The organism is Dolichospermum sp. UHCC 0260 (assembly GCF_009711985.1).
Lineage (GTDB): Bacteria > Cyanobacteriota > Cyanobacteriia > Cyanobacteriales > Nostocaceae > Dolichospermum > Dolichospermum lemmermannii.
This window is the reverse complement of record NZ_VIKZ01000018.1, coordinates 1-23,059: the sequence shown is the minus strand read 5'-3', so window position 1 is coordinate 23,059 and position 23,059 is coordinate 1. Positions and strand designations below refer to the sequence as shown.

24 protein-coding genes and 1 pseudogene are annotated in these 23,059 nt (G+C 37.2%); 20 read left to right on the top strand and 5 right to left on the bottom strand.

Annotated features, from left to right (window positions below; all coding sequences use genetic code 11):
- Window positions 1-25: 25 nt before the first annotated feature.
- The 13 genes from FJR08_RS09030 to FJR08_RS08975 all read left to right on the top strand — a co-directional run bounded on the left by FJR08_RS09030 (window position 26) and on the right by FJR08_RS08975 (window position 6,611).
- A complete protein-coding gene (locus tag FJR08_RS09030; protein WP_168632938.1) occupies window positions 26-586 on the top strand; it encodes a hypothetical protein in 561 nt (186 codons plus the stop codon).
- Between the two features lie 186 nt (window positions 587-772).
- Window positions 773-1,024 (top strand): UPF0175 family protein, encoded by a 252-nt coding sequence (locus tag FJR08_RS09025; protein WP_168537962.1) that lies wholly within the window; start codon window positions 773-775, stop codon window positions 1,022-1,024.
- The gene (locus FJR08_RS09020) at window positions 1,021-1,509 is read left to right on the top strand and encodes a DUF3368 domain-containing protein (RefSeq protein WP_168632937.1); all 489 of its coding nucleotides are present in this window, start codon (window positions 1,021-1,023) and stop codon (window positions 1,507-1,509) included. Before FJR08_RS09025 ends, FJR08_RS09020 begins: the two co-directional genes overlap by 4 nt.
- 30 nt (window positions 1,510-1,539) lie before the next feature.
- Entirely contained in the window at window positions 1,540-1,689 is a 150-nt protein-coding gene (locus tag FJR08_RS24230) for a DUF6516 family protein (RefSeq protein ID WP_323294517.1), read from the top strand.
- Window positions 1,686-2,039 (top strand): MarR family transcriptional regulator, encoded by a 354-nt coding sequence (locus FJR08_RS09015; RefSeq protein ID WP_168632936.1) that lies wholly within the window; start codon window positions 1,686-1,688, stop codon window positions 2,037-2,039. Before FJR08_RS24230 ends, FJR08_RS09015 begins: the two co-directional genes overlap by 4 nt.
- Window positions 2,040-2,249: 210 nt before the next feature.
- Entirely contained in the window at window positions 2,250-2,486 is a 237-nt protein-coding gene (locus tag FJR08_RS09010) for a DUF433 domain-containing protein (RefSeq protein ID WP_015080100.1), read from the top strand.
- Window positions 2,483-2,833 carry a DUF5615 family PIN-like protein gene (locus tag FJR08_RS09005; RefSeq protein WP_168632935.1) on the top strand — a complete coding sequence of 117 codons (351 nt, stop codon included), beginning with the start codon at window positions 2,483-2,485 and terminating at the stop codon, window positions 2,831-2,833. The genes FJR08_RS09010 and FJR08_RS09005 overlap by 4 nt, the downstream gene beginning before the upstream one ends.
- 215 nt (window positions 2,834-3,048) lie before the next feature.
- Window positions 3,049-4,017: a hypothetical protein gene (locus FJR08_RS23180; RefSeq protein ID WP_217357496.1), complete on the top strand. Its 969-nt coding sequence runs from the start codon at window positions 3,049-3,051 to the stop codon at window positions 4,015-4,017.
- A complete protein-coding gene (locus FJR08_RS08995) occupies window positions 4,010-4,903 on the top strand; it encodes a site-specific DNA-methyltransferase (protein ID WP_168632933.1) in 894 nt (297 codons plus the stop codon). Before FJR08_RS23180 ends, FJR08_RS08995 begins: the two co-directional genes overlap by 8 nt.
- Before the next feature lie 335 nt (window positions 4,904-5,238).
- Window positions 5,239-5,460: a hypothetical protein gene (locus tag FJR08_RS08990; protein ID WP_168632932.1), complete on the top strand. Its 222-nt coding sequence runs from the start codon at window positions 5,239-5,241 to the stop codon at window positions 5,458-5,460.
- A complete protein-coding gene (locus FJR08_RS08985; protein ID WP_168632930.1) occupies window positions 5,460-5,870 on the top strand; it encodes a type II toxin-antitoxin system VapC family toxin in 411 nt (136 codons plus the stop codon). The genes FJR08_RS08990 and FJR08_RS08985 overlap by 1 nt, the downstream gene beginning before the upstream one ends.
- Before the next feature lie 85 nt (window positions 5,871-5,955).
- Entirely contained in the window at window positions 5,956-6,111 is a 156-nt protein-coding gene (locus tag FJR08_RS08980; protein ID WP_083881508.1) for a type II toxin-antitoxin system PrlF family antitoxin, read from the top strand.
- 2 nt (window positions 6,112-6,113) lie between these two features.
- Window positions 6,114-6,611 (top strand): type II toxin-antitoxin system YhaV family toxin, encoded by a 498-nt coding sequence (locus FJR08_RS08975; protein WP_015080103.1) that lies wholly within the window; start codon window positions 6,114-6,116, stop codon window positions 6,609-6,611.
- A gap of 193 nt (window positions 6,612-6,804) precedes the next feature.
- Here the strand turns inward: FJR08_RS08975 and FJR08_RS08970 are convergent, their stop codons facing one another.
- Complete coding sequence (locus FJR08_RS08970) at window positions 6,805-7,671, bottom strand: DUF2382 domain-containing protein (protein ID WP_168632929.1); 867 nt, start codon at window positions 7,669-7,671, stop codon at window positions 6,805-6,807.
- A 140-nt stretch (window positions 7,672-7,811) separates the two neighbouring features.
- Between FJR08_RS08970 and FJR08_RS08965 the strand changes: the two are divergent.
- Both FJR08_RS08965 and FJR08_RS08960 read left to right on the top strand, forming a co-directional pair.
- A pseudogene (locus FJR08_RS08965) lies at window positions 7,812-8,059 on the top strand (hypothetical protein); the annotation flags it as partial.
- A 105-nt stretch (window positions 8,060-8,164) separates the two neighbouring features.
- On the top strand, window positions 8,165-9,154 hold the full coding sequence (locus tag FJR08_RS08960) for a PRC-barrel domain-containing protein (protein WP_168632927.1): 990 nt from the start codon (window positions 8,165-8,167) through the stop codon (window positions 9,152-9,154).
- 37 nt (window positions 9,155-9,191) lie between these two features.
- On the opposite strand, the gene FJR08_RS23175 is transcribed toward FJR08_RS08960, so the two are convergent.
- The 3 genes from FJR08_RS23175 to FJR08_RS08950 form a co-directional block, all read right to left on the bottom strand.
- A complete protein-coding gene (locus FJR08_RS23175; RefSeq protein WP_217357495.1) occupies window positions 9,192-9,425 on the bottom strand; it encodes a hypothetical protein in 234 nt (77 codons plus the stop codon).
- A 163-nt stretch (window positions 9,426-9,588) separates the two neighbouring features.
- Window positions 9,589-10,146, bottom strand: a complete 558-nt coding sequence (locus FJR08_RS08955; protein WP_168632926.1) for a hypothetical protein — start codon at window positions 10,144-10,146, stop codon at window positions 9,589-9,591.
- A 221-nt stretch (window positions 10,147-10,367) separates the two neighbouring features.
- Window positions 10,368-11,678, bottom strand: a complete 1,311-nt coding sequence (locus tag FJR08_RS08950; RefSeq protein WP_148760026.1) for a hemolysin family protein — start codon at window positions 11,676-11,678, stop codon at window positions 10,368-10,370.
- A 281-nt stretch (window positions 11,679-11,959) separates the two neighbouring features.
- Between FJR08_RS08950 and mfd the strand changes: the two genes are divergently transcribed.
- From mfd to FJR08_RS08925, 5 genes are all read left to right on the top strand, one after another.
- Complete coding sequence (gene mfd, locus FJR08_RS08945; RefSeq protein ID WP_168632924.1) at window positions 11,960-15,475, top strand: transcription-repair coupling factor; 3,516 nt, start codon at window positions 11,960-11,962, stop codon at window positions 15,473-15,475.
- 106 nt (window positions 15,476-15,581) lie between these two features.
- Window positions 15,582-16,850: an AAA family ATPase gene (locus tag FJR08_RS08940; RefSeq protein WP_168632923.1), complete on the top strand. Its 1,269-nt coding sequence runs from the start codon at window positions 15,582-15,584 to the stop codon at window positions 16,848-16,850.
- 6 nt (window positions 16,851-16,856) lie between these two features.
- The gene (locus FJR08_RS08935; RefSeq protein WP_168632921.1) at window positions 16,857-17,303 is read left to right on the top strand and encodes a hypothetical protein; all 447 of its coding nucleotides are present in this window, start codon (window positions 16,857-16,859) and stop codon (window positions 17,301-17,303) included.
- Window positions 17,304-17,384: 81 nt separating this feature from the next.
- Window positions 17,385-17,942, top strand: coding sequence for a Uma2 family endonuclease (locus FJR08_RS08930; protein WP_053538791.1), 558 nt, complete (start codon window positions 17,385-17,387; stop codon window positions 17,940-17,942).
- A gap of 57 nt (window positions 17,943-17,999) precedes the next feature.
- Window positions 18,000-21,833: a DUF2157 domain-containing protein gene (locus FJR08_RS08925; RefSeq protein ID WP_168632920.1), complete on the top strand. Its 3,834-nt coding sequence runs from the start codon at window positions 18,000-18,002 to the stop codon at window positions 21,831-21,833.
- Window positions 21,834-21,903: 70 nt separating this feature from the next.
- Here the strand turns inward: FJR08_RS08925 and FJR08_RS08920 are convergent, their stop codons facing one another.
- Window positions 21,904-22,734, bottom strand: a complete 831-nt coding sequence (locus FJR08_RS08920) for a Uma2 family endonuclease (RefSeq protein WP_371260404.1) — start codon at window positions 22,732-22,734, stop codon at window positions 21,904-21,906.
- Window positions 22,735-23,059: the final 325 nt, after the last annotated feature.

Sequence of the window (23,059 nt, the reverse complement as noted above, 5' to 3'; positions counted from 1 at the left end):
ATCTCAATCTTTTTAAGGGTTTAATATGTCAAACAAAAATTCTGACGAAATAGCACAAAAAATTGTCCAGCGTTTTGGTGATGCTAAAGTATCTAAACGAGCTTTGAGTGCCCTTATGGCTAATACATTTTCAAAAATGTACTTTATAATTGACAGAGAATGGAAGCAAGGTGAAAAGCTTTACAAGAACATGATTTTAACCTCAATCCGATACTTAGAGGAATGCGGATCAGGCAATTATAATAACATTACGGAAAGTTTACTCGCTATCAACTCTTTACCACTTGTTTGTAAGAAGTCTTCTGATGCTGGCGCTAGTGTAACTGCTGCTATTGCGGCTAATATCAAAGAAACTTATGATGCTTTAGAAACAAATGAAATTTCTGTCATAAGGAAGAGAATAGGAGTTCAGATCTCATTCTTTAGTACAATAGTTGCTGTGTCTAAACAGGAATCATTAATCAGTCAAGAAGAATTAACTACACTTTCGCAGAACATTCCAGCTAATCTTAAGTATATTCTTGATAAATTTGATAGTGGAGAATGGAATGAAAATACGCTCATTCATCAATCTGATTTGGTGTGATCGCTGATCTTGTAGTGCGATCGCTCGTAGGTTAGATTGATAAAGTGCGCTCGTAGGTTAAATTGATGAAGTGCGATCGCTTGTAGGTTAGATTGATAAAGTGCGATAGCGAAGCGCTCCGTAGGAATCGCTCGTAGGTTGGATTGATAAAGTTAAAATTAGAAGTGACTGCGTGAGGACAACTTGATGCAAATTACCCTGAACCTACCTGATAGCCTCAGTAAAACTGAAACTTTTAACCAGAGTGAATGGCTTCAGGAAATAGCCATTGCCCTATTCCAGCAGCAGCGGATTTCCCTCAGCCGCGCCAGCAAAATTGCGGGAATAGACATAATGAACTTTCAAAAGCTGCTGGCAGATCGGAATATTTGTGTCCATTACGATGTGGAAGACTTTGAGCAGGATGTTGAACACTTGCGGAGTCGGGGCTGGCTATGATTGTCGTTAGTGATACTTCTGCTCTCTCGAATCTTGCCCTTGTTGATCATCTTGGGTTGCTAAAAGCTATTTACCATCAGGTTATCATTCCTGACGTGGTTGCCAGCGAATTGGTAGCCGCCAGCAATCCTACTATTTCAGCTATTCTCCAACTGGACTGGATTCAAACCCAATTCCTTAACAACTCCCAACTTGCTAACCAGCTTCAACAGGAACGCGGACTTGATGCTGGAGAAGCAAATGCTATAGCCTTGGCACTTGAGTTACAAGCCGATGATTTGCTCATTGATGAACGCTTGGGACGGCAAGAAGCTCTCCGGCTTGGGATACCTATTATTGGTATTCTGGGTATTCTGCTTGTTGCTAAACAAAGAAGTCTTATCCCTCAAGTTCAACCTGTGATGGATGCTTTGATCAACCAGGCTGGTTTTCGCATCAGTCCCCGGCTATATCAGCGTATCTTATCTCTTTCTCAAGAACCTTGACTTGTTAGTTTAGCCGTAGGTTAGATTGATATGGAAAATGTAGAATTCGATATGACAACGAACGCACAAAAAGGAGATCATAAACATATAAATTCACACGAAATAGATTACAAATTCACAAGCATTGATAAATTGCTTGACGATTTTGAAAAAGACATTGAAACCTGGAGTGAATCATGAAAGCAATTATTGAAGTAGCCAAAGGTGGTTCTGCAATCCGAGCCGCTCGTCAACAAATTAAAGACTCCGAAATTGGAAAGCCAGTAAATTTTAGACTTTCATTTGAATCTGCAAAATCACTTTTTAGTGAGCTAACACCTGCTAGACTTGATTTGCTTGATACTTTAAGCAAAATAGAGCCATGCAGTATTTACGCGCTGGCAAAAACAGCCGAAAGAAACTATTCAAACGTACACACAGACGTAAATCGCCTGGAAGAACTCGGATTAATTGAACGGACAGAAGAAGACAAAATATCTGTACCGTTTGAATCCGTTGAAATATTCATGCCACTAGCGAAAGCAGCGTGAGAAATTGATAAAGTGCGTAAGCGTTGCGCTCCGTAGGAATCACCTATTGGGTTTAAGTGCGATCGCTCACAGGTTAGATTGATAAAGTGCGTAAGCGTTGCGCTCTGTAAGAGTCGTGCAACGGTGACTTTCAGTTCGCTTTTTTCTATTGTCATAGAACTCGAAAAATCAAGTACAATTAATTTAGTGCCAACATAACATCTAAATATCATGAATAACCTTCTATTAAATAGAATAACAATTAACCATGATATTTGTCATGGTAAACCCTGTATTCGTGGATTGCGCTATCCGGTGGAAATGATTTTAGAACTTTTGAGTTCAGGCATGAATATTGATGATATTTTAGAAGATTATGATGATTTAGAATACGAAGACATTTTAGCAGTTCTCAGCTTTGCTACTCGACTCACTCAAGTTAAAAGTATCCTCCAATTAGTTTCATGAAATTCTTGATTGATGCTCAATTACCAATGCGAATTGCCAATTTATTAGAGAACTTAGGTTGTGATGTTATACATACCAAAAATCTTCCTTTAAAAAATGCAACTCCAGATTCGGAAATCAACAAACTATCAATCCTGGAACAGAGAATTGTTATTACCAAAGATAAAGATTTTTTAGATTCTTTTTTAATCAAACAAGAGCCTTACAAACTACTATTAATAACGACAGGTAATATTAGTAATAAACAAATTGAACAACTTTTTCTACAAAATATTACTCAAATAATCGAATTGTTTTTGACCTATGATTTTTTAGAAATGACCAGAGATAGTTTGATTATTCATTAGTGCGAGTTCGCCTGTTGGGGAAGCGTAATCAGCGATCGCTTGTAGGTTGAATTGATAAAGTGCGATAGCGAAGCGCGACCTAGGAATCGTTTGTAGGTTAGATTGATAAAGTGCGATAGCGAAGCGCTCCGCAGGAATCGCTTGCCGCTCAGTTTACCCGTTATATGCTATGCTCTACTTACTTAAACTTATTGATAGAAAAACAAGATTAAAAAGTGAATGATCTTATAGTTCATCAGGTAGATGTCACTCACTTTCGTTTGGTTGAGCTTTCTAGGCTTGCGGATCAAGCCAAGCCTTTTTATGATTGGGTAGAGAAAACAGCCAAAAAGGTTACAGGATCTCATCGAGAATTAAGTGAAATTCTCATGCTAACGGGTAGAGATGATCTTACTGCTATTGTAAATGGTTGCTATCAGGAGGTTGAAGAAAAGCGTCCTCTACTGTTTGACGGTATAGGAAGAGTATACCCACATAACAAGGCGTGTTTCTTTTTCTTTGCTTGGATGATTAGAGATGCTCCTCAACAGAGATTAGCACCACTGATTTCTCGAATGAGACAGATAGAAAAGATAGATAAATTAGTTGCAGAAACCGATACTCTAGTTGAATTAATACTTGAATACAGATCATATGTAAAAAGTTTCAGTTGGCTCACAGTACGAGAAGTGATTATTGATCGTCTTGAAGGATCTAGACGAAGTATTAAGGGACATCATCTTGAATCTAGCGTGCGAACTGCCATAATTACAGCTTTTCAAAATTATTTTTCTATATATAGCAACTACGGAAAATATAAAAAAATTGACATTGCCGAAAGCCAAATTAAAATAGGCAACCATACTATTGATGTTTCCGTTAAGCTTACGCCTTTAGACAATAGCTTGCCAGAATCATTGCTAATACCCATTAAGACAAGAGAAACTGAAGGTGGTGGACATTCCCATATATTTACAAGAGACATAATAGCTGCGGTTAGAGAACTTAAGGAGGATGAGAGTAAATACTATATAGTTGCTGTTATTGTGGCACTTAATTGGTCTATTTCTGAATTAGAAAATATCAATAATCAGATTGATAAAGTTTACCACTTTAATGTAAATCCAAATAAGTTCATAGGATTTGATGACGCATCACAAATAGATTTGAATAGATATATTCAAGGTATTTTGAATAATGATTAGCAACGATACAATAGATAAAAAGGTCATACTTGGAGATGTGAGAACCACAGCAAGTCTTATCCCTGATGATCTTATTCAGAGCATAATAACGAGTCCTCCATATTTTGGGCATAGGAATTATTCAGGCGAAAATGCAAACGAAGAAGAGATAGGCAGGGAGTCAAAGCTGGAGGATTATATTACTAATATAGTTGCTTGTTTTGAAGCAGTAAAACCAAAGCTCAAAACTAATGGACTACTCTGGCTTAATTTGGGAGATACATACAGGAATAAAGAACTTCTTGGAGTTCCTTGGCGAGTAGCCTTTGCTCTTAAGGACAATGGCTGGATTCTACGGAGTGATATAATTTGGAAAAAGCCTAATGCTATGCCTTCTTCAGTAAAAAGTAGACCAACTACAGAGCATGAATATATATTTCTATTTTCTAAGTCAAGTGAATATTATTATGATGCTAATTCCATAAGAGAGCCTCATGTTACATTTACAGATAAATCTAGAATGAAAGGAGGAAGAAGTCACTTGGGAAGACGGAATGGAACTCCAGAAAACGGAAAAAATTCTGGTAATTCTAACTTACATAATGGGAGATGGGATCAGGCATTCCATCCCAATGGAAGAAACAAAAGAACTGTCTGGGAAATTCCTCTAGGAAAGTTTAGAGATGTTCATTTTGCTGTTTACCCTGAACTCCTAGTTGAAATATGTTTATTAGCATCCACAAAAATAGGAGATTTTGTTTTTGATCCATTTGTAGGATCTGGCACAACTGGCGTAGTTGCGCTGAGAAATGGTAGAAGATTTATAGGATGTGAGCTTGTAGAAAGTTATCAGCAAATGGCACAAGGTAGAATCAATGAGATTGTTTTTCAACCAAGTCTTTTTTGATATGCACATATTGTGATGTTTTGGTTTTGAGTTGAGGGCGATCGCTCACAGGTTAGATTGATAAATTGCGATAGCGAAGCGCTCCGCAGGAATCGCTCACAGGTTAGATTGATAAAGTGCGATAGCGAAGCGCTCCGCAGGAATCGCTCATAGGTTAGATTGATGAAGTGCGATAGCGAAGCGCGACCTAGGAATCGCTCAAATTAGACTTATAAAGCAAGATCGTTTATAATATACTGAATAGACAACATATATTAGACAACGACTCCAGCATAGGAGCTATCTATGTTGTTACAAGAACTTAAAGAACAGATATTCAAAAGAGGTAAATAGTTATGCACAGTATGAGAGTGCGATCGCTAATTGGTAAAAATGGACTTTTACAAATTCAATTACCCGAAACAACAGAAGGAACGGAATTAGATATTATTCTTGTTTATGAATCAGCATCACCAACAAAAACAACAACAAAATTGAGTGATTTTTATGGTTGTATTCAAGATGAAACATTTATCAGACATCCACAGCCAGAACAAGCAGAAAGAGAGCTATTTTGATGATTTATCTGCTAGACACTAATGCCTGTATTATTTATCTCAAGGGCAAAAACATTCATTTAAAACAAAAGCTGGATAATATCCCACTTTCAGAAATTGCTGTTTGTTCAGTTGTGAAGGGTGAATTATTTTACGGATCAATTCGTAGTGCTAACCCAGAGCGTAATCTGACGTTACAGCAAGGATTTTTGAGTCAATTTGTGTCTTTGCCTTTTGATGACCAGTCTGCTAGAATTTTTGGCAAAATTCGCGCCCAACTTGCTGCTAACGGAACACTTATTGGAGCTTACGATTTACAAATTGCGGCTATTGCTTTAGCGAATAATTTGATATTAGTTACCCATAATACTAAAGAATTTTCACGCATTCCCCAACTACAATTGGAAGACTGGGAAATAGATATTTTGTAATCTTTTAACTGTAAGCATTACAGCTATCAGTGCGATAGCGAAGCGCTCCGCAGGAATCGCTTGTAGTTTGGATTGATAAAGTGCGATAGCGAAGCGGTTTTTAAATTTTATTGCAAGAGATATCGAGAAGAATCCTCAGCACTTACAAGCCATTAGCTCTGATTTAGTCAGCCGTGTTCAGTCCTTGGTTGCTGAAGTCGATCTTGATCTTGATGCACCACTCTCTGATGAGGATGAATAAGTTTGTCTGTAAATCAACCGCTAGTGATTAATGAGTGGAACATATTTGCTCATCCTCTCTTCCTTAACCAGTTTGAAGAACTTCTGACCCAGGTTGAACATTTGCGTCAAAAGTATCCTCAAGAATACAAGAAAAAAAACGCCACAAAGCGTCTATCTGCCATAGCAAAGCTGGCATTTGATGTTATTCCTCAAGACCCAACACGTAGTGATTATCGCCAAGGCAATACGCTTGTTGACGATTACAAGCACTGGTTTAGAGCTAAATTTTTTCAGCAGTACCGACTGTTTTTTCGATATCATCAAGAGAGCAAAATAATTGTTTTCGCCTGGGTTAACGATGAGAACTCTAAGCGATCCTATGACAGTAACACAGACGCTTATAGAGTTTTTAAGAAAATGCTGGAAAGTGGTCATCCTCCAGATAATTGGAATGACTTACTCAAAGATGCAAAAGATGAAACTAATCGTTTAGAAAAAGCAGTCAAAGCAGAAATTTAACTGGCTAGAAATAAGACACATACACAGCCTAACGAATCATTGGAGCGGATAATATTGTGATATTTTGGTATTGAGTTGAGTGCGATGCCTGCGGCGAGCGAAGCTATCGCAAAATCAAGAAATTTATAGGCGATAGCGAAGCGCTCCGTGAGAGCCATTTTCCCAAGACGCAGAACTGCTGTTTCGAGGTTTCTTAGTTTCTTCTCTCAGTTACTCGTTGATCATTCCGAGTCACGTCTAATTCTTGACGACGAATAGTATCTTCCGCTTCAACTGTATCCTGTTCAACTATTTTCTTGATTTTTACTCCTCCTTCACCTAAATCAGCTTCAGTTAGTGATACATTTTTAACACCCGTTTCTGCATCAGTGTGTTCAATGACTATACGTTCTCTTTGCACAGGTACAGAAACTGTTACCATTTCAGTATATGATTGCTTACTAACAGTTACTTCTCCTGTCTTCACACGAGATTTATTAGCTACTAAACGTTCTTCATATAGTTTCAGGTTTTGGTGATCCTGCTCATTCACATTGTAAAGATTTGGTTCTTCCTCATACCTATATGTATTCCGTTCAACAGGAACAGCAGGAGTAACTATTGTGCGCTCATGAGAAACTAGTGGAGAATCTACAGCTATCGGTGACTCTAGCGGTGTTGATGACTCTAAAGGTTCTTGTGCTATTGGTGGACGATAAACACCCCGCACCCGTTCCTCATAGTCGTAATCAATTTCTTGCAAATCTTTAAAATCTGGTAAATTTTCTACCTGCTGCTTTGTCAGCTTATTCGCGTACACCCGACGTTTATCATAGTCAATTCGGGAACGTCCAATTGGTAATAATACTTGTCTACCAAAAAACCAAAACCCTGTGTCCACAACTAAATAACGCAAACGCCCTGAATCATCTACTAATATGTATTTAATAGTGCCAACTTTATCATCATCTATGTCTGAATAGACATCAAAATGCTTAATCTTTTCAACTTCACTGTCATCCAACCCTGGACTATCATAGTTAGAGTCAGGAGTGAAGTCTTCAATTTTGTATAAAGCCATATTCGTTTAGCTCCAAACAGCTATACTTATAATTTTAAAAATAAAATTTTTTACTTCTTCCTTCTAAAGAAAGATATTAATATCAATAAATCCGGCTGTTCTGGTGGAAATGTATTATCAGGATATCCAGCTACAATTACGAAGTTGATATGTTTTTAAATGGGACAAAGGTGGAATGATTAGCTAGAATGATCAAACGACAGGCGGAACAAGCTTTATAGTTGTGAGTTTGCGCCATCCGATGATAAAATCAACACAGCGCACAATTGGCGTAATTCCAGCCAGAGGTGCATATACTCAAGTTTTGGGTATTAAGTTAGGTGACAGGGAACAGGGAACAGGGAACAGAAAACAGGAAACAGGAAAAAAGTTTACCAATGACAACTGACAACTGACAACTGACCAATGACAAATTTCTGTTAAAAATAGTGATATACATAAACCGGATTCGAGATTGCCTACGGCACGCTACGCGAACAGGAAGAACTATAGAATGACTTCAGAACAAATAGTTAGACGTTCAGATATATTAAACACTCAGGTAATCACCCGCGACAACGGTAAGCGGTTAGGTATCGTGAGTCAAATCTGGGTTGATATTGATCAAAGAGAGGTTGTGGCACTTAGTCTGCGAGACAGCCTCATCTCTATTTCTAGTTTGCCTCGCAATATGTATCTCAACACCATCAACCAAATCGGTGATGTTATCTTAGTTGATAACGAGGATGTCATCGAAGATGTGGAAGTAGAGATTCTCAGTAACCTGATGAACTGGGAAGTTATCACGGAAACAGGTGAAGTATTAGGCAAGGTGAGAGGCTTTAAATTTAATGGCGAAACGGGTAAAATATACTCTATCGTCATTGCTTCTTTGGGATTACCCCAAATTCCTGACCAGTTTTTGAGTACCTATGAACTGTCCATAGATGAAGTTGTCAGCACTGGTCCGAGTCGCTTAATTGTGTTTGAAGGTGCTGAAGAAAGAGTAAACCAATTAACCGTAGGCGTTTTAGAACGGCTGGGAATTGGTAAAGCCCCTTGGGAACGAGATGCAGAAGAGGAATTTGGCTATACTGCCCCCCGCACAGTTGCCCCCAGCAATCAATTACCTAGCGGTGTACCCCTCCAAGCACCCCGGCCAAAAGTTCGCATTCCTGAACCTATAGCCCAGGAGGAGGAATGGACGGAAGACTACGTAGAGGAAGAAAGACCCCAGCGGCAAGTCATGAAAGCCCGTTCCTACGAGTCAATTCAGTATGATGAAGATGAAGAAGATAACTGGAGTGACGAAACAGTCAGAGATAGTTATCAGGAAGCACCCAGATCCGCAGCCAAGCCTGCTAAAAAGACCTACGCTGACCAGTATGATGACTATGATGATGATCTCGAAACTGATGCTTGGGATGATGCCCCTAAGCCTGTGAATATTCCCAAAAAGGTCAAGGAACGACAGGTGGAATACGAAGAAGAAGGCGGATATTAAGTTTTGTAAACCCCCCTCATACTTATAGTAGAGGGGGTTATTTTTTATTCATAAGGAAGTTGTACATATCAGAAATTTGTCCTTTGTCATCATGAAATAATCGACATAAATATTTAATTTCATCTTCAACAAAAGCCATATTTCCTGTTGCTAGAATTTTATTGTCTGTAATTTGGATAGTTTTGAGAGGATATGCAAGAATGGCATGATCTGGATCAAATAAATATAAATTTACAGAGTCATTTAAATATTCATGGATTACTCTTCTCAATCCCGAGTTGATAATTTTTTTAAGAGGTTGTTTGAAAAGTATTATATGAAACCCATAATCTCCAAAAACCTAACCCCCCTCCCCCCCTTCCCTACAAGGGAATGGGGGTTTTAAAGCCTCTCCCCTGGTAGGGGAGAGGTTTGGAGAGGGGTCTGTTTACACATTAAAAACTTTTAAAACATCCTCTAAAGTGTTCAGGTACGTGAGGTTCAGAAAATTTAGCAATTTTATAATTTGCTTGTTCTCGTTTTTCCATTAACCATTCTAATGGCTCTTGGAATTCAATCGGCTGAGAAATTAAAATAGGTTCTATATTATTTTTTTTAAATGTATCAATTACCAGTTTATGTGTTCCTGGTATTTTAGCTTTCTTAGGAATTACTGATGCTTGTACATTCACAATAAATGGTGTATTTTTACTAGGGGAACTTCGCACATAAAATATACAAATACCATTTAGAGATAAAAGAGATCTAAGTGCATAAAAAGTAGCATAATATAACTTAACAGTAGCCCATGTTAAAAAATTTCTATTGATACTAGAAGTCGCATCACCTACAGAAACTATAGATGAGTATAGATAACTAATAGCATCATTCTTTAAACATCTAGATAAGCCAGATGCTTGTGATTTATTGAGGGAATGTTGTTCAACTGTTGCAATTGAAAGATTACCAGAAAATATTGTTTGAGTGATGTATTTTTGTGCTTGATGAGTCACTTAAATTAAATTTCTATTCTTTTAGTAGGCTCAGTGATAGGATTAAAAATATTAACCAGTATACCTGCTGGCAATTTAGTTAATATCAATTTTCTATTGATTTGGGTAACTTCTAAGTATGAAAAACTTTTTAATTCCATGTTTGACTCTGATTGATTTATTGACAATCTATTCTATTTTATACTGAATTGGAAGCATCTTCAGAATTAAAGATAAACCAATTACCCATTTCCCATTCCTTTCGGGACAACTAGCACTTTATCAACCCGATTTCCGTCCATATCCATAACTTCAAACCGCATATTATCCCATTCAAAATGATCTGCGGCTGCGGGAATCCGTCCTAAATGGGTGATCACAAAACCGCCTAAAGTTTGATAATTTCCTCTTTCTTCAGTTTCTAATTCTTCCAGATCAAATAGTTCTAAAAACTCTTCTATTCCTAACATTCCATCTACTAACCAAGAACCATCTTCCCGTTGTACAGCTTGGGGTTCTTCTTGTCCTGGTTCTGCGGGAACATCACCGACGATTTCACTCATAATGTCGTTAAGAGTGACTAAGCCTTGAATTACGCCATATTCATCTACAACTAAAGCCATGTGTGTGACGGTTTGTTTGAATAATTCTAAAACTTTTAAACCGCGGGTGCTTTCCGGGACAAATACGGGTTGACGTAATCCTAGTGTTAAGTCAAAGGGTTCATTCCGTAAACTTCTCGCTAATAAGTCGGTGACAGGAATAATTCCCAGGACGTTATCTAATCCTTCTTGACAAATTGGATAGCGAGAATAGCCGTTTTCCACCATTTTGTGGCGATTTTCTTCAGGAGAGTCGTCTAAGTCTAACCAAACTATATCAGGACGGGGTGTCATAAAAGAGGTGACGGCGCGATCGCCTAACCGGAAAACTCTCTCTACCATGTCCTGTTCGGCTTCTTCAAATGTCCCCGCTTCTGTCCCTTGTTCTATGAGTATTTTAATTTCTTCCTCTGTAACCTGCGGTTCAGCAGAGGGTGTAATTCCCAAAATTCGCAATACCAAATCCGTAGAAGCACTCAAAATTTTCACTATAGGTGAAGCTATTTTTGCTAAAGTCCCCATGGGGATAGCTACTAAAGCCGCGATTTTTTCAGGGTTATTTAAAGCCAGACGTTTGGGGACGAGTTCACCGACAATCAGGGAAAAATAGGTAATTAGTAATACCACTACCCCAAAGGCGATCGCATTGCTATAATTCGCTAAAACTGGGACTAATTTGACATACTCTTCCAGTCTTTTGGCAATGGTAGCACCACCGAAGACACCATTAAGGATATTAATGAGTGTAATCCCTACTTGGACAATAGATAAAAAATGGTTGGGAGATTCTGCGAGTTTTAATGCAGCCCTTGCGTTGATATCTCCTTGATTGGCTAACTGCTGTAGTCTAACTTTCCGGGCTGAGACTACGGCCATTTCCGACATGGAAAATACACCATTAGCGAAAATTAGCACTAAAATCGTTAAAATTTCAAACGTGAAGGAAGACATTTTTAAAATTGCTGGTATAAAGAGTAAAAGTATACACAGGATGAGAAATCCAGTTTATTTAGACATTTTATTAGTATCCATTATTTTAGGTAATTCTCTGAATAATTTGACTATACACAAAGTAGTAGCTATATTTCTTCTATCTATTAGTAGTTAAGCTTGATTCTTTGGGAATCATCCTCTAGAGTGCCATGAAAACTTTTAAAATAGCTAATATAAACTGCTTTTAGATTTTGACATCAGCAGCGACTTCCTTTTTTAGCGTAAGATATTTGAAATATATGGCCTTTTCTTCTATTGTGCGTGCTTTGGCGCGATCGCCTCTTACCGCCGAACTAATTACCAAACTCAACAAACAACGGGAATTGCGGTTAAATGGGATTTCTCGGCTACCTAAGGGACTGGTAGCTTCAGCATTAGCAAACTATGAAGATCAGGATTTGTGTGTGGTCTGTGCCACCCTAGAGGAAGCTGGCCGAGTTTTCGCCCAAATGGAAGCAATGGGCTGGAAAACTGTGCATTTTTACCCAACTTCTGAAGCTTCTCCCTATGAACCTTTTGACCCTGAAAATGAGTTAAGTTGGGGTCAAATGCAGGTTTTAGCGGATTTGGTAAATGGTCAGTTGCAAAAGCAAAAAACTGCCATAATTGCCACTGTGGGGGCATTACAGCCACATTTGCCACCTCCGGAAGCGTTTAAATCATTTTGTGTAACCTTAGAAAAAGGGATGGAATTTGATTTAGATGGGTTTGGGGAAAAAATCACTCTTTTGGGATATGAACGAGTTCCTCTGGTGGAAACTGAGGGACAATGGAGTAGACGGGGGGATATTGTGGATGTGTTTCCGGTGTCCTCAGAGTTGCCTGTGCGCTTGGAATGGTTTGGCGACGAAATTGAACAAATTCGAGAATTTGACCCCGCTACCCAACGTTCTGCCTTGGATAAGGTGGAAAAAATTACTCTCACCCCTACAAGTTTTGCACCTATTATTTCAGATGCACTGAAAGATTTACCAAATGTAGAGACGTTCCAGGGAATTTCTTCAGAGTTAGGAACATTAGAAGGAAGTCGGCGGTTTTTGGGGTTGGCTTTTGCAAAACCCGCTTCATTATTAGATTATTTATCTGAAAATACTCTTGTCGCCATTGATGAACTAGAACAATGTTATGCTCATAGCGATCGCTGGGTGGAAAATGCTAATAGTCAGTGGTCAGTAGGGGCGAAACATTTAGAAGACCATTTTTTGCAACCACCGATAATTTATCTTCCAAATGCTTCGCCGGTACAGTTGTCAGTTGCATTACCGAAAATTCATCGAAACTTTGATGAGTGTATAGCGGAAATTGGCAATTTTAGAAAGTTATATTTATCGGAATTATCAGAAGAAAATAGTGGACTGAATTTAGCTAGTAGACCTTTACCTGTTACACCTCATCAATTTGCAAAATTAGGGGAAACAATTAGAAAAGAACGCGAACGCAATTTTGCAGTTTGGATACTTTCGGCTCAACCTTCCCGTTCTGTTTCTCTTCTGCAAGAACATGATTGTCCCGCGCAGTTTATTCCCAATCCTCGTGATTATCAAGCTATTGATAAACTGCAAATTAATCATATTCCAATTGCTCTTAAATATTCCGGTTTAGCAGAATTAGAAGGTTGTATTTTACCTTCTTATCGGTTGGTTATTGTCACCGATAGAGAATTTTATGGACAACATTCCTTAGCTAATTTTGGCTATGTCCGCAAACGTCGTCAAGCGACATCTAAACAAGTTGATCCTAACAAATTACGTCAGGGAGATTATGTAGTTCATCGTAGTCATGGAATTGGTAAATTTGTCAAATTAGAAAGTCTGACAATTAATGATGAAACCCGTGATTATTTAGTTGTTCAATATGCAGATGGTTTGTTAAGAGTTGCGGCTGACCAAGTTGGTTCTTTATCTCGTTTCCGCACTGGTGGAGATCAAGCCCCAGAATTACATAAAATGAGCGGAAAAGCTTGGGAAAATACGAAGAGTAAAGTTCGCAAAGCCATTAAGAAATTAGCGGTAGATTTATTAAAATTGTATGCAGCCCGTTCTCAACAACAAGGTTTTTCCTATCCTCATGATATGCCTTGGCAAGAAGAAATGGAAGATTCTTTCCCTTACCAACCTACCACAGATCAACTCAAAGCGGTACAAGATGTGAAACGGGATATGGAAAGCGAAAGACCGATGGATAGGTTAGTATGTGGAGATGTGGGTTTTGGGAAAACAGAAGTAGCAATTCGGGCGATTTTTAAAGCTGTTACCGCAGGAAAGCAAGTTGCACTTTTAGCCCCAACAACAATTTTAACTCAACAACATTATCACACAATTAAAGAACGTTTTGCCCCTTATCCTATAAATGTGGGTTTACTGAATCGGTTTCGCAGTGCGGAAGAAAAACGTAATATTCAAAAACGACTGGCTACAGGAGAATTAGATATAGTTGTGGGGACGCATCAATTATTAGGTAAAAGTGTCCAATTTAAAGATCTAGGACTTTTAGTAATTGACGAAGAACAAAGATTTGGAGTTAATCAAAAGGAAAAAATCAAAAGCTTAAAAACTCAAGTTGATGTTTTAACTCTTTCTGCAACTCCCATTCCCAGAACCTTATATATGTCATTGTCGGGAATTCGGGAAATGAGTTTAATTACCACACCACCTCCCACCAGAAGACCAATTCAAACCCATCTTTCACCGCTCAACTCCGATGTTATTAGAAGTGCAATTCGACAAGAATTAGATCGAGGTGGACAAGTATTTTATGTAGTTCCGCGAGTAGACGGAATTGAAGAAACCACGACAAAATTGCGAGAAATGGTTCCTGGAGGCAGATTTGCGATCGCTCATGGTCAAATGGACGAAAGCGAGTTAGAATCAACTATGCTGACTTTTGGCAATAATGATGCTGATATTCTTGTTTGTACGACAATTATTGAATCTGGTTTGGATATTCCGCGAGTTAACACAATTTTAATTGAAGATGCTCACCGTTTTGGGTTATCTCAATTATATCAATTGCGAGGTCGGGTAGGACGGGCAGGAATTCAAGCTCACGCATGGTTATTTTACCCCAAACAACGAGAATTATCTGATGCTGCTAGACAAAGATTAAGAGCAATTCAAGAATTTACTCAACTCGGTTCTGGATATCAATTAGCAATGCGAGATATGGAAATTCGCGGTGTGGGAAATTTGCTAGGTGCAGAACAATCTGGTCAAATGGATGTAATTGGCTTTGACTTATACATGGAAATGTTAGAAGAAGCAATTCGAGAAATTAGAGGTCAAGAAATACCCAAAGTTGAAGATACCCAAGTTGACCTTAATCTCACCGCATTTATTCCGGCAACTTACATTACTGACCTTGATCAAAAAATGAGTGCTTATCGGGCTGTAGCTACAGTAAAATCAAAATATGAATTAAAACAAATTGCTGCTGAATGGACTGATAGATATGGGACTATTCCAGTTCCAGCTAGTCAGTTATTACGAGTTATGGAACTCAAACAATTAGCTAAAAATCTGGGATTTAGCCGCATTAAACCAGAGAATAAACAGCACATTGTTTTAGAAACACCAATGGAAGAACCAGCTTGGAATCTCTTAGCAGAAAACCTCACTCCCACAATGAAAGCAAGGTTTGTTTATTCTCCTGGGAAGGTAACAGCGAGAGGTTTAGGAGTGTTTAAAGCAGACCAACAATTGCAGACTTTAATAGATACTTTTGTAAAAATGCAAGGGGCAATTTCTGAAACTCCTTAAGTGTAGGGTGGGCAATGCCCACCATTTTTCATATATTCCTGAAATTATAGTGTAAAATCTTAAGATAACGAGCAAGGTAAAATAATGATATTTTTGGGAGGTTACGATGTTTAAACAAGTTACTTTAGAGAATTTTAGAACTCATAAATCAACAACTATAGAATTATATCCAGTAACTTTGTTAATTGGTAATAACAATTCTGGTAAAACAAATTTTTTAGCAGGAATACAACATTTTTGTAATCTTGTCAAAAAAGGAAACCCTGATAATAAATATAGAAATGTCACTGGAATAGATTTATATCCATATAAATACAGACTTGCTAAAGATGATGAACCGATGTCTTTTGAAATTTCATGGAATCATGAACACGGAGAAATTAATTATAAAATAGAAATATATGAAAGCCATAAATTTACAAGTAATGCTAGTTGTCAAGAGAAAATAACTGTCAAATTACTTAATAATCCAACACCCAAAGAAGTTGACAGTGGCTATAATCAACCAACAAATATACTAGAATTAAGAGAAAAAATACAATCAGATACATTTTTAGATGAAAAAGAAAAAGCACTATGTGAGTTATTTTTTCTTTATTTTACTAATACATTTAATTATCATTTTCAACCTGCATTCCTCAAACAAAAAAACAATCAGGATATAGATGAAGAACAACACAATGAATTTAATAACAGTCTTGAAATAGAACAAAGGAGAATACCAGAATATTTAGGAGAAACAGGAAGTAACTTTCAGTCATTTCTACGCCATGTAAAAGAAAAAGAACAACGTATATTTTCATCATTTATTGCTAAAATGAGAACTGTTGATACAAGTTTTATTGGAGTTCGTTATGATCCAAATCGTTCCAGTTTAATCTGGGAATTCGATTTAGGACGTAAAGGTTCTGTAGAAGAATTTATGCCAGAAGTTGTATCAGACGGCTTTATGAAAATTGCGGCAATAAGTTTGCTTGCATCATTGAGAAGACCACCTGCTATTATTATGCTGGAAGAAATAGAAAATGGTATTAATCCAGGGAATATACAACAATTGATGAATTGGATTTGGCAAGCAACATCACCTAGTCAAGATGGTTTTGTAAAAACACAATTTATTTTAACTTCTCACAGCCCTTCAGTTTTGAGAGAATTTAATCAACATCCTGATCATGTTTATACAGTTCGTTTAGATAAACGTAGTCGTCAAAGCGATGTGAGAAACTTAAATACTGCACTTGATACCCTTGTAGGAATTGGAGCAATTAAAGATGATGAAGTAGAATATGAAATTGAAGAAGACACAAATAAAAAGTTAATAAAAATACCAAAATATCAGTTAGCAGAACTTTGGTACACAGGGACAATTGGGTAAAATATCATGAATAATATCAATGTGGGAATTGTTGGAGACGGGCTAACTGACTATAAAGTGTTTGGAAAAATTGTTGAATGTATTTTATTAGAAGAAATATCAGAAAATGTCAAATTTGATATTATTCCACTGATTAGAAAAAACATTTTTGATCATGTTCAAAAATACAAAAATGCCTGTCGCAAAAATCCTGAAGGGTATTACTTACCCAATAAAATAGCAGTAGAACTAAGAGATAGTATATGTGGTACAATTATCCAAGCTTTTGAGGAGTTTAAAGATAATGTAGATATTTCCTATAGTGATATTCTTTTAATAACTACTGATACGGAACATATTCTTAAAGATAAAAATCAATATTTTGATACTTGGGCAATTAGTTTATCGCATATTTTGAGAGAAGCAATTGAAATATCTCGTTTATACTGTATGTGGTATTTACATCACAGATAAAAAAGATCTAAAATAAATGTAGAATATTTAATAGATTCCCTAGTTTCACCCCTATTAATTAAAATTCCCATAGAGGCGACAATGGTTTTACAATTACTCAGACACCAATTTACAGTTAAGCAATTTCACCAAATGGCTGAATCTGGTATTTTGTCAGAAAATGAAAGATTAGAATTAATTCGCGGAGAAATGATTGATATGTCCCCTATTGGTACAAGACACTCAGGTTGTGTTTTATTTTTAAGTAACTTACTAGCGTTGCTATTAGGAGGTCTGGCCTTAATTAATGTCCAAAACCCAGTAGAATTAGATGAAACTTCTGAACCTCAACCAGATATAGCATTATTAAAACCCCGTGCAGATTTTTATAGAACTGCACACCCCCAACCAGAAGATATATTTTTGTTAATAGAAGTTGCCGACACAACGATAAAATATGACAGAGAAGTAAAAATTCCTTTATATGCAGAAGCAAATATTCCTGAAGTTTGGTTAATAGATGTTAATCAGGAAGTTATAGAAGTATATCGAAATCCTCTCCAGGGAGTTTATCAAGATATACAGAAGTTAGTAAAAAATCAGACTTTATCAATTTTAGCTTTTCCTGATGTCAGTATTAATGTGACTGAAATATTTTAAATTATCCAGTCATCTTAAAAGGGCTATTTCTGATATACATTTACAGGGTTGCAGATTATGACATCACCTTTTGAACCATCCCAGAAAATTCCCATTAAACTACCATCTAATCATCCTGACTTATTATTAGGATTAGATGATTTATTAAATCTCGGTTTAATATCTGATGATCAAGTTAAACAAATATCCCGTCAATATCTCACTTGCACTGTAGTATTTACACCTCAAACTGCATCAGAACCAGAGGAAATTTTCACCCCTAGCACACCCCCACGAAAACCATTAATTGCGACTTTACCTCCCATACCAACAGTACCTAAAAAACCCAGCTTTGTTAATTCGATGCTGCAATCTTTTGGTGAAGAATTAAGTGTGCGGTGGTTGCTGTTTTTGGGTATATTTTTAGTAGTGCTTTCCTCCGGTGTTCTCGCTGCAAGTCAGTGGGAAAGATTCCCCGCAGTTGGACAGTATGGGGTTTTATTTGCGTATACTTTGAGTTTTTGTGGATTTACATTTTGGGCGGGTAAACAAAGCAATTTAAGGTTAACTGCACAGACATTATTAATAGTCACATTGTTATTAGTGCCTATCAACTTTTGGGCAATGGATAGCTTTAGTTTGTGGCAAAATCCATTGAATTTAATTGTGATAGGAATTGCATCTCTGACTCTCACATTTATTACTAATCAACTTTGTCAAAACCGCAATATTATTACTAATTTTCCCAGTAGTAAATTACCTTTAATCAATATTATCGGTTTGAGTTATTTACATTGGGGTTGGAAGTTATCAGTTTTTCCCCTAATTGCTGTTTATTTAGCAATGATAGGCACAACTACTATTACTGTTTACAATCAATTCACCCAACCCCAAGAAAATACAAATACAGAAACTCCACAATGGGGAATTAGTTTATATTTTACTTTCCTGATTTACGCTTTATTAACTTTACTGACAAGGGCTATTTTTATAGCTGGAGTTAATATTACTCAATTAGGTTTAGCAATTGGGATTTGCGGTGGTTTAGTAATTTGGTTATCAGAAAAAAATTCTTCTACAAATCCTTCTATCCTTTGGGGAAAATTAGGAAGAAGTTTACTTTTATTAGGTTGGTTAGTTTCAGTCATAACAGAACCAGTCCAAGCTATAATAGTCAGCATTTTAAGTTTGTGGGTTTTTAGTCGTCGTTTACAAAAATATAATTTACAAAAAGATTTTTTAGCTATTTTCTTAATTGGGTTACAGACAATTTGGCTAGGTTGGAGATTAATTCCTAATGAATTAAAAACATTACTAATTAGCACCGCTACCCATTTAACCAATACTCAAAATCACCCTTGGGTATTATTGAGTATTGCTTTATTTCCCTACATCATATTAATGTTATGGTTAACAGATAAATTACATGATCAAGAAAATCAAGAATTGGCAGATTTTGGAGAATATCTAACTTTATTTTTAGGGATTTGTTTAACAATAATTAGCTTAGTAAATCCGACATTAAGAACGGCTAATTTTTTATTATCTACTATTACTCTAGCCACATTTATCCAACGTCGTGCAGCTTTTTATCCTCCCTTGATATACTTAACTCATGGTATGGGAGTATTGACGCTAATTTCTAGCATTAATTGGTTTTTACCGAGTTTAAATCAAGAAATTTGGGCTGGTATCTTATTAGCTATCATGATAGCTGAATGGGGATTTAGTCTTGGTGAAGGCATAACGCGACGGAGTGCATGGTATATTGGTTTAGTATTAGCTGCAATCAGTTTTTCTCTATTATGGGTAAATGCTCAAAATTATTGGGCTGGTAATTGGCAAAATCAAAACTCTTTAGGCGTAATTTGGTTAATTACACCTTTAGCATTAACAGGTTTAGCTATTCGTAACACTGAACCAACTCGCACCAATAACAGGTTTTTAAGTGTCTTCGCTGTAGGGATTTCTCAATTATTAACTTTACCATTACCAGGAATAAGATTAATCGGTTTGGGTGTGGGTATAGCGGTAATGTTAGTCCATACTCGCTATTCAAGAAACCAAATATATGCAGGAATAATTATTGGTTTTGGATTAAGTTTCCTGACTGCATTATTAGGTGAAGGTGTATTTGGTTTAATCCAATTAAAAATATCAGGTTGGTTTGTCGTTACTGCATTAACAATACTGAGTTTATGGCTATGGCGTGGTGTACTTTTACGCAAAGGTACAGAATTGGCAATAATTTATGCAGCCGCAAGTGATAAATGGGCGATCGCATTATGTACAATAGAACTATCAGCCCTAACTTTGCACTCCAGCTTAATTTATCAAGGAACTATCAAAACCGAATATTTCTATATTATCACCACAGCCATAATTTTAGGGGCAATTGTCTATCGCAGTTGGGGACAATCTAAAGAAGCAGCATTTTATGGAATCGGTTGGTGTTTAGAATTATTAACAGCAGAAATCTTAGGATTTGGCGAACATTCAATCATTAGAATCGCCATAGCAAACATCATTCTCGGTTTAACAACTCAGCTATTTGGTGAATGGTGGCGACGCAAACATCAATTACAAACATTACCCAATAGTTTTCATATTCTCCCCCTTATTTATGGTGCATTTAGCGTCATTTTGCGATTAAATACCTTTGCCAATTTTACAGGTTTTTGTTCCCTGGGTGTAGCCTTAATTCTCATTGGAGTAGGAAGACGACGGGAAGCATTTAAACCCCTCCTTTATTTTGGTATTATCGGCCTATCAATTTCCGCCTACGAACTCCTATTTTATCAAATGTCCCTATCTAAAGGAGAGGCTTTAGGTGATGGTTTAATTGCCATGTCAGCCCTTGGTACTAGCATCATGTATGCTTACCGTATCCTCACACCCTGGCTGATTAGTTATCTGGGTTTAAATTCTCAAGAATTAAAAAATATTGCCCATCTTCATTGGGTTTGGAGTAGTATTTTATTCCTTTTTGCTATGACTTTACCTATCCAAATTAACTCGTCTATCGTATTAGGAACAGGATTATTTTTAGTTCGCTATGCGATTTGGCAAGGAAAAGAAAATTCCCAAGAAACAAATCAAGAAATCTGGGTTTATTTAGGTTTAATAGAAGTAGGAATTATTGGTATTTATTTACGAAATTTACCAATAGGGAGATTAATATTTGAGCAATTACTACCTTGGAATGGAGCGATATCCTGCCTATTTGCCTACTTCCTATATATTCTACCTTGGCAAAGATTAGGTTGGTCAAAAACGCCTTGGCAACGCACAGCATACATTCTCCCATTAATTATTGTAGGAACAACGGGACTAACAACCTATCCTATTACTTTAATTATCGTTGCTGCTTACTACGTCTTTTTAGCTAACGCTGCCACACAAATCCGGTTTACATATATCAGTTTAATATTAATTGATTGGGCATTATTTACTTGGTTTAATGATTTAAACTTCAGAGATTCTCTTTGGTACGTTATACCAATTGGTTTATCTTTACTATATATTGCCCAAATAGATGAACAACTAAAATTATCAACAACCAAACCTCTCCGTCACAGTTTGCGAATGTTAGGAAGTGGTTTAATTTGCGGTTGGACAATTTTGTTTTATGAAAATCTGCCTTTTATCCCTGGTGTTTTTAGTCTGATTACTATTTTCGCTGGCTTAGGTTTAAAAGTCCGCGCTTTTCTTTATGTTGGTACAGGTACTTTTTTAATTACTAGCATTTACCAATTAGTAATTTTCAGTCTGAGTTATTCTTTCTTAAAATGGATTGTTGGTTTATTAGTTGGTATTTTGTTAATTTACATTGCTGCTAACTTTGAAACCCGACGCACTCAAATCACTGCCCTACTTCGCAATATTAGTGATGAATTTGCCAATTGGGATTGATTAGACATCTGGTGAAAAAAGTAGAGACGTTCCATGAAACATCTCTACAACAATTTTAGAAAACGCACATTTAATCAATTGGATCAATACCCAGTGCGCGTAATTGTTCTGCCAATCTTTCAGCCCGTTGGCGTTCCTGTTCAGCCCGTTGACTTTCTTGTTCAGCCCGTTGGCGTTCCTGTTCAGCCCGTTGACTTTCCTGTTCAGCCCGTTGGCGTTCCTGTTCAGTCCGTTGCTGTTCTTGTTCTACCTTTTCGACTGCCCAGGGTAACAGATTACCTGCTTGATCCCACCATCTTAGCCAGTAACCTATACGCCCCTCTTTTTCTCCTTCCCACAATCCCAAAAATAATCCCATATCTGTAATCCAGTAGCGATTATTCTCGTCTGTTGGCTGTAATTTATACTGTCCTGACTCAATTTGATGAACTTCCAATTCAACCGTCAGGGGATCAAAAATTACATAGGTAGGGACTTGGAGAATTTGTTCATAAAAAAACCATTTTCCGGGGGGGAAGGCGCGTCTAGCTGAGTATTCTTTCCCGTCTGTATCTGAACAAAATTCCATGACAACGCGGGGAATTTCTCCTTCCAGATGAGGTGTATAACTGCGTCTATCTGTTGTCCCAGACAAGGGTAAAACCGTCTGCACAAAAAACCAATCTGGGGCTTTAACAACAAGTTTGTCATTCATTGTGGCACATATGCCTAAATTGGCAGCTATCAGCATGGTGGATTCAATATATCCACTTAGTTCCAGACTTTCTCGTAATGCCCCAGCAATTAATGGTTGTGCAGTGTTTTCCACAGGTTCTTCTTCTAGGATAAAATCTTCGGGTAATGCTTCCCAAGAGATTGCTATTGTTGATAGTTGTGGAGCAGTTGAGATTGGAGTAGCCACCATAACTCTAACTCCCTGTTGTGAGGATTTTTTCTAATTTATTATCGTCCCATTATAACTGAATCTTTAGATTCTTAATTTAACTGTTTGTGGAGTTGCTGAATTGGAAGATAAACTTGAAAAATCAGCAATTTCAAACTTTGTGTCTGCCCTGCGGGATCTCTAAGAGGTTGTTTGAAAAGTATTAGATGAAACCGATAATCTCCAAAAACCTAACCCCCCAGCCCCCCTTCCCTACGTTAGCGCAGCGTGCCGAAGGCTGGGAAGGGGGGTTTCAAAGCCTCTCCCCGCTTAGGGGAGAGGTTTGGAGAGGGGTTTGTTTGTA

Coding starts and splice junctions, on each gene's coding strand:
- FJR08_RS09030 (WP_168632938.1), top strand. CDS start 26: ATGTCAAACAAAAATTCTGACGAAATAGCACAAAAAATTGTCCAGCGT.
- FJR08_RS09025 (WP_168537962.1), top strand. CDS start 773: ATGCAAATTACCCTGAACCTACCTGATAGCCTCAGTAAAACTGAAACT.
- FJR08_RS09020 (WP_168632937.1), top strand. CDS start 1,021: ATGATTGTCGTTAGTGATACTTCTGCTCTCTCGAATCTTGCCCTTGTT.
- FJR08_RS24230 (WP_323294517.1), top strand. CDS start 1,540: ATGGAAAATGTAGAATTCGATATGACAACGAACGCACAAAAAGGAGAT.
- FJR08_RS09015 (WP_168632936.1), top strand. CDS start 1,686: ATGAAAGCAATTATTGAAGTAGCCAAAGGTGGTTCTGCAATCCGAGCC.
- FJR08_RS09010 (WP_015080100.1), top strand. CDS start 2,250: ATGAATAACCTTCTATTAAATAGAATAACAATTAACCATGATATTTGT.
- FJR08_RS09005 (WP_168632935.1), top strand. CDS start 2,483: ATGAAATTCTTGATTGATGCTCAATTACCAATGCGAATTGCCAATTTA.
- FJR08_RS08995 (WP_168632933.1), top strand. CDS start 4,010: ATGATTAGCAACGATACAATAGATAAAAAGGTCATACTTGGAGATGTG.
- FJR08_RS08990 (WP_168632932.1), top strand. CDS start 5,239: ATGCACAGTATGAGAGTGCGATCGCTAATTGGTAAAAATGGACTTTTA.
- FJR08_RS08985 (WP_168632930.1), top strand. CDS start 5,460: ATGATTTATCTGCTAGACACTAATGCCTGTATTATTTATCTCAAGGGC.
- FJR08_RS08970 (WP_168632929.1), bottom strand. CDS start 7,671: ATGGCTTTATACAAAATTGAAGACTTCACTCCTGACTCTAACTATGAT.
- FJR08_RS08960 (WP_168632927.1), top strand. CDS start 8,165: ATGACTTCAGAACAAATAGTTAGACGTTCAGATATATTAAACACTCAG.
- FJR08_RS08950 (WP_148760026.1), bottom strand. CDS start 11,678: ATGTCTTCCTTCACGTTTGAAATTTTAACGATTTTAGTGCTAATTTTC.
- mfd (WP_168632924.1), top strand. CDS start 11,960: ATGGCCTTTTCTTCTATTGTGCGTGCTTTGGCGCGATCGCCTCTTACC.
- FJR08_RS08940 (WP_168632923.1), top strand. CDS start 15,582: ATGTTTAAACAAGTTACTTTAGAGAATTTTAGAACTCATAAATCAACA.
- FJR08_RS08935 (WP_168632921.1), top strand. CDS start 16,857: ATGAATAATATCAATGTGGGAATTGTTGGAGACGGGCTAACTGACTAT.
- FJR08_RS08930 (WP_053538791.1), top strand. CDS start 17,385: ATGGTTTTACAATTACTCAGACACCAATTTACAGTTAAGCAATTTCAC.
- FJR08_RS08925 (WP_168632920.1), top strand. CDS start 18,000: ATGACATCACCTTTTGAACCATCCCAGAAAATTCCCATTAAACTACCA.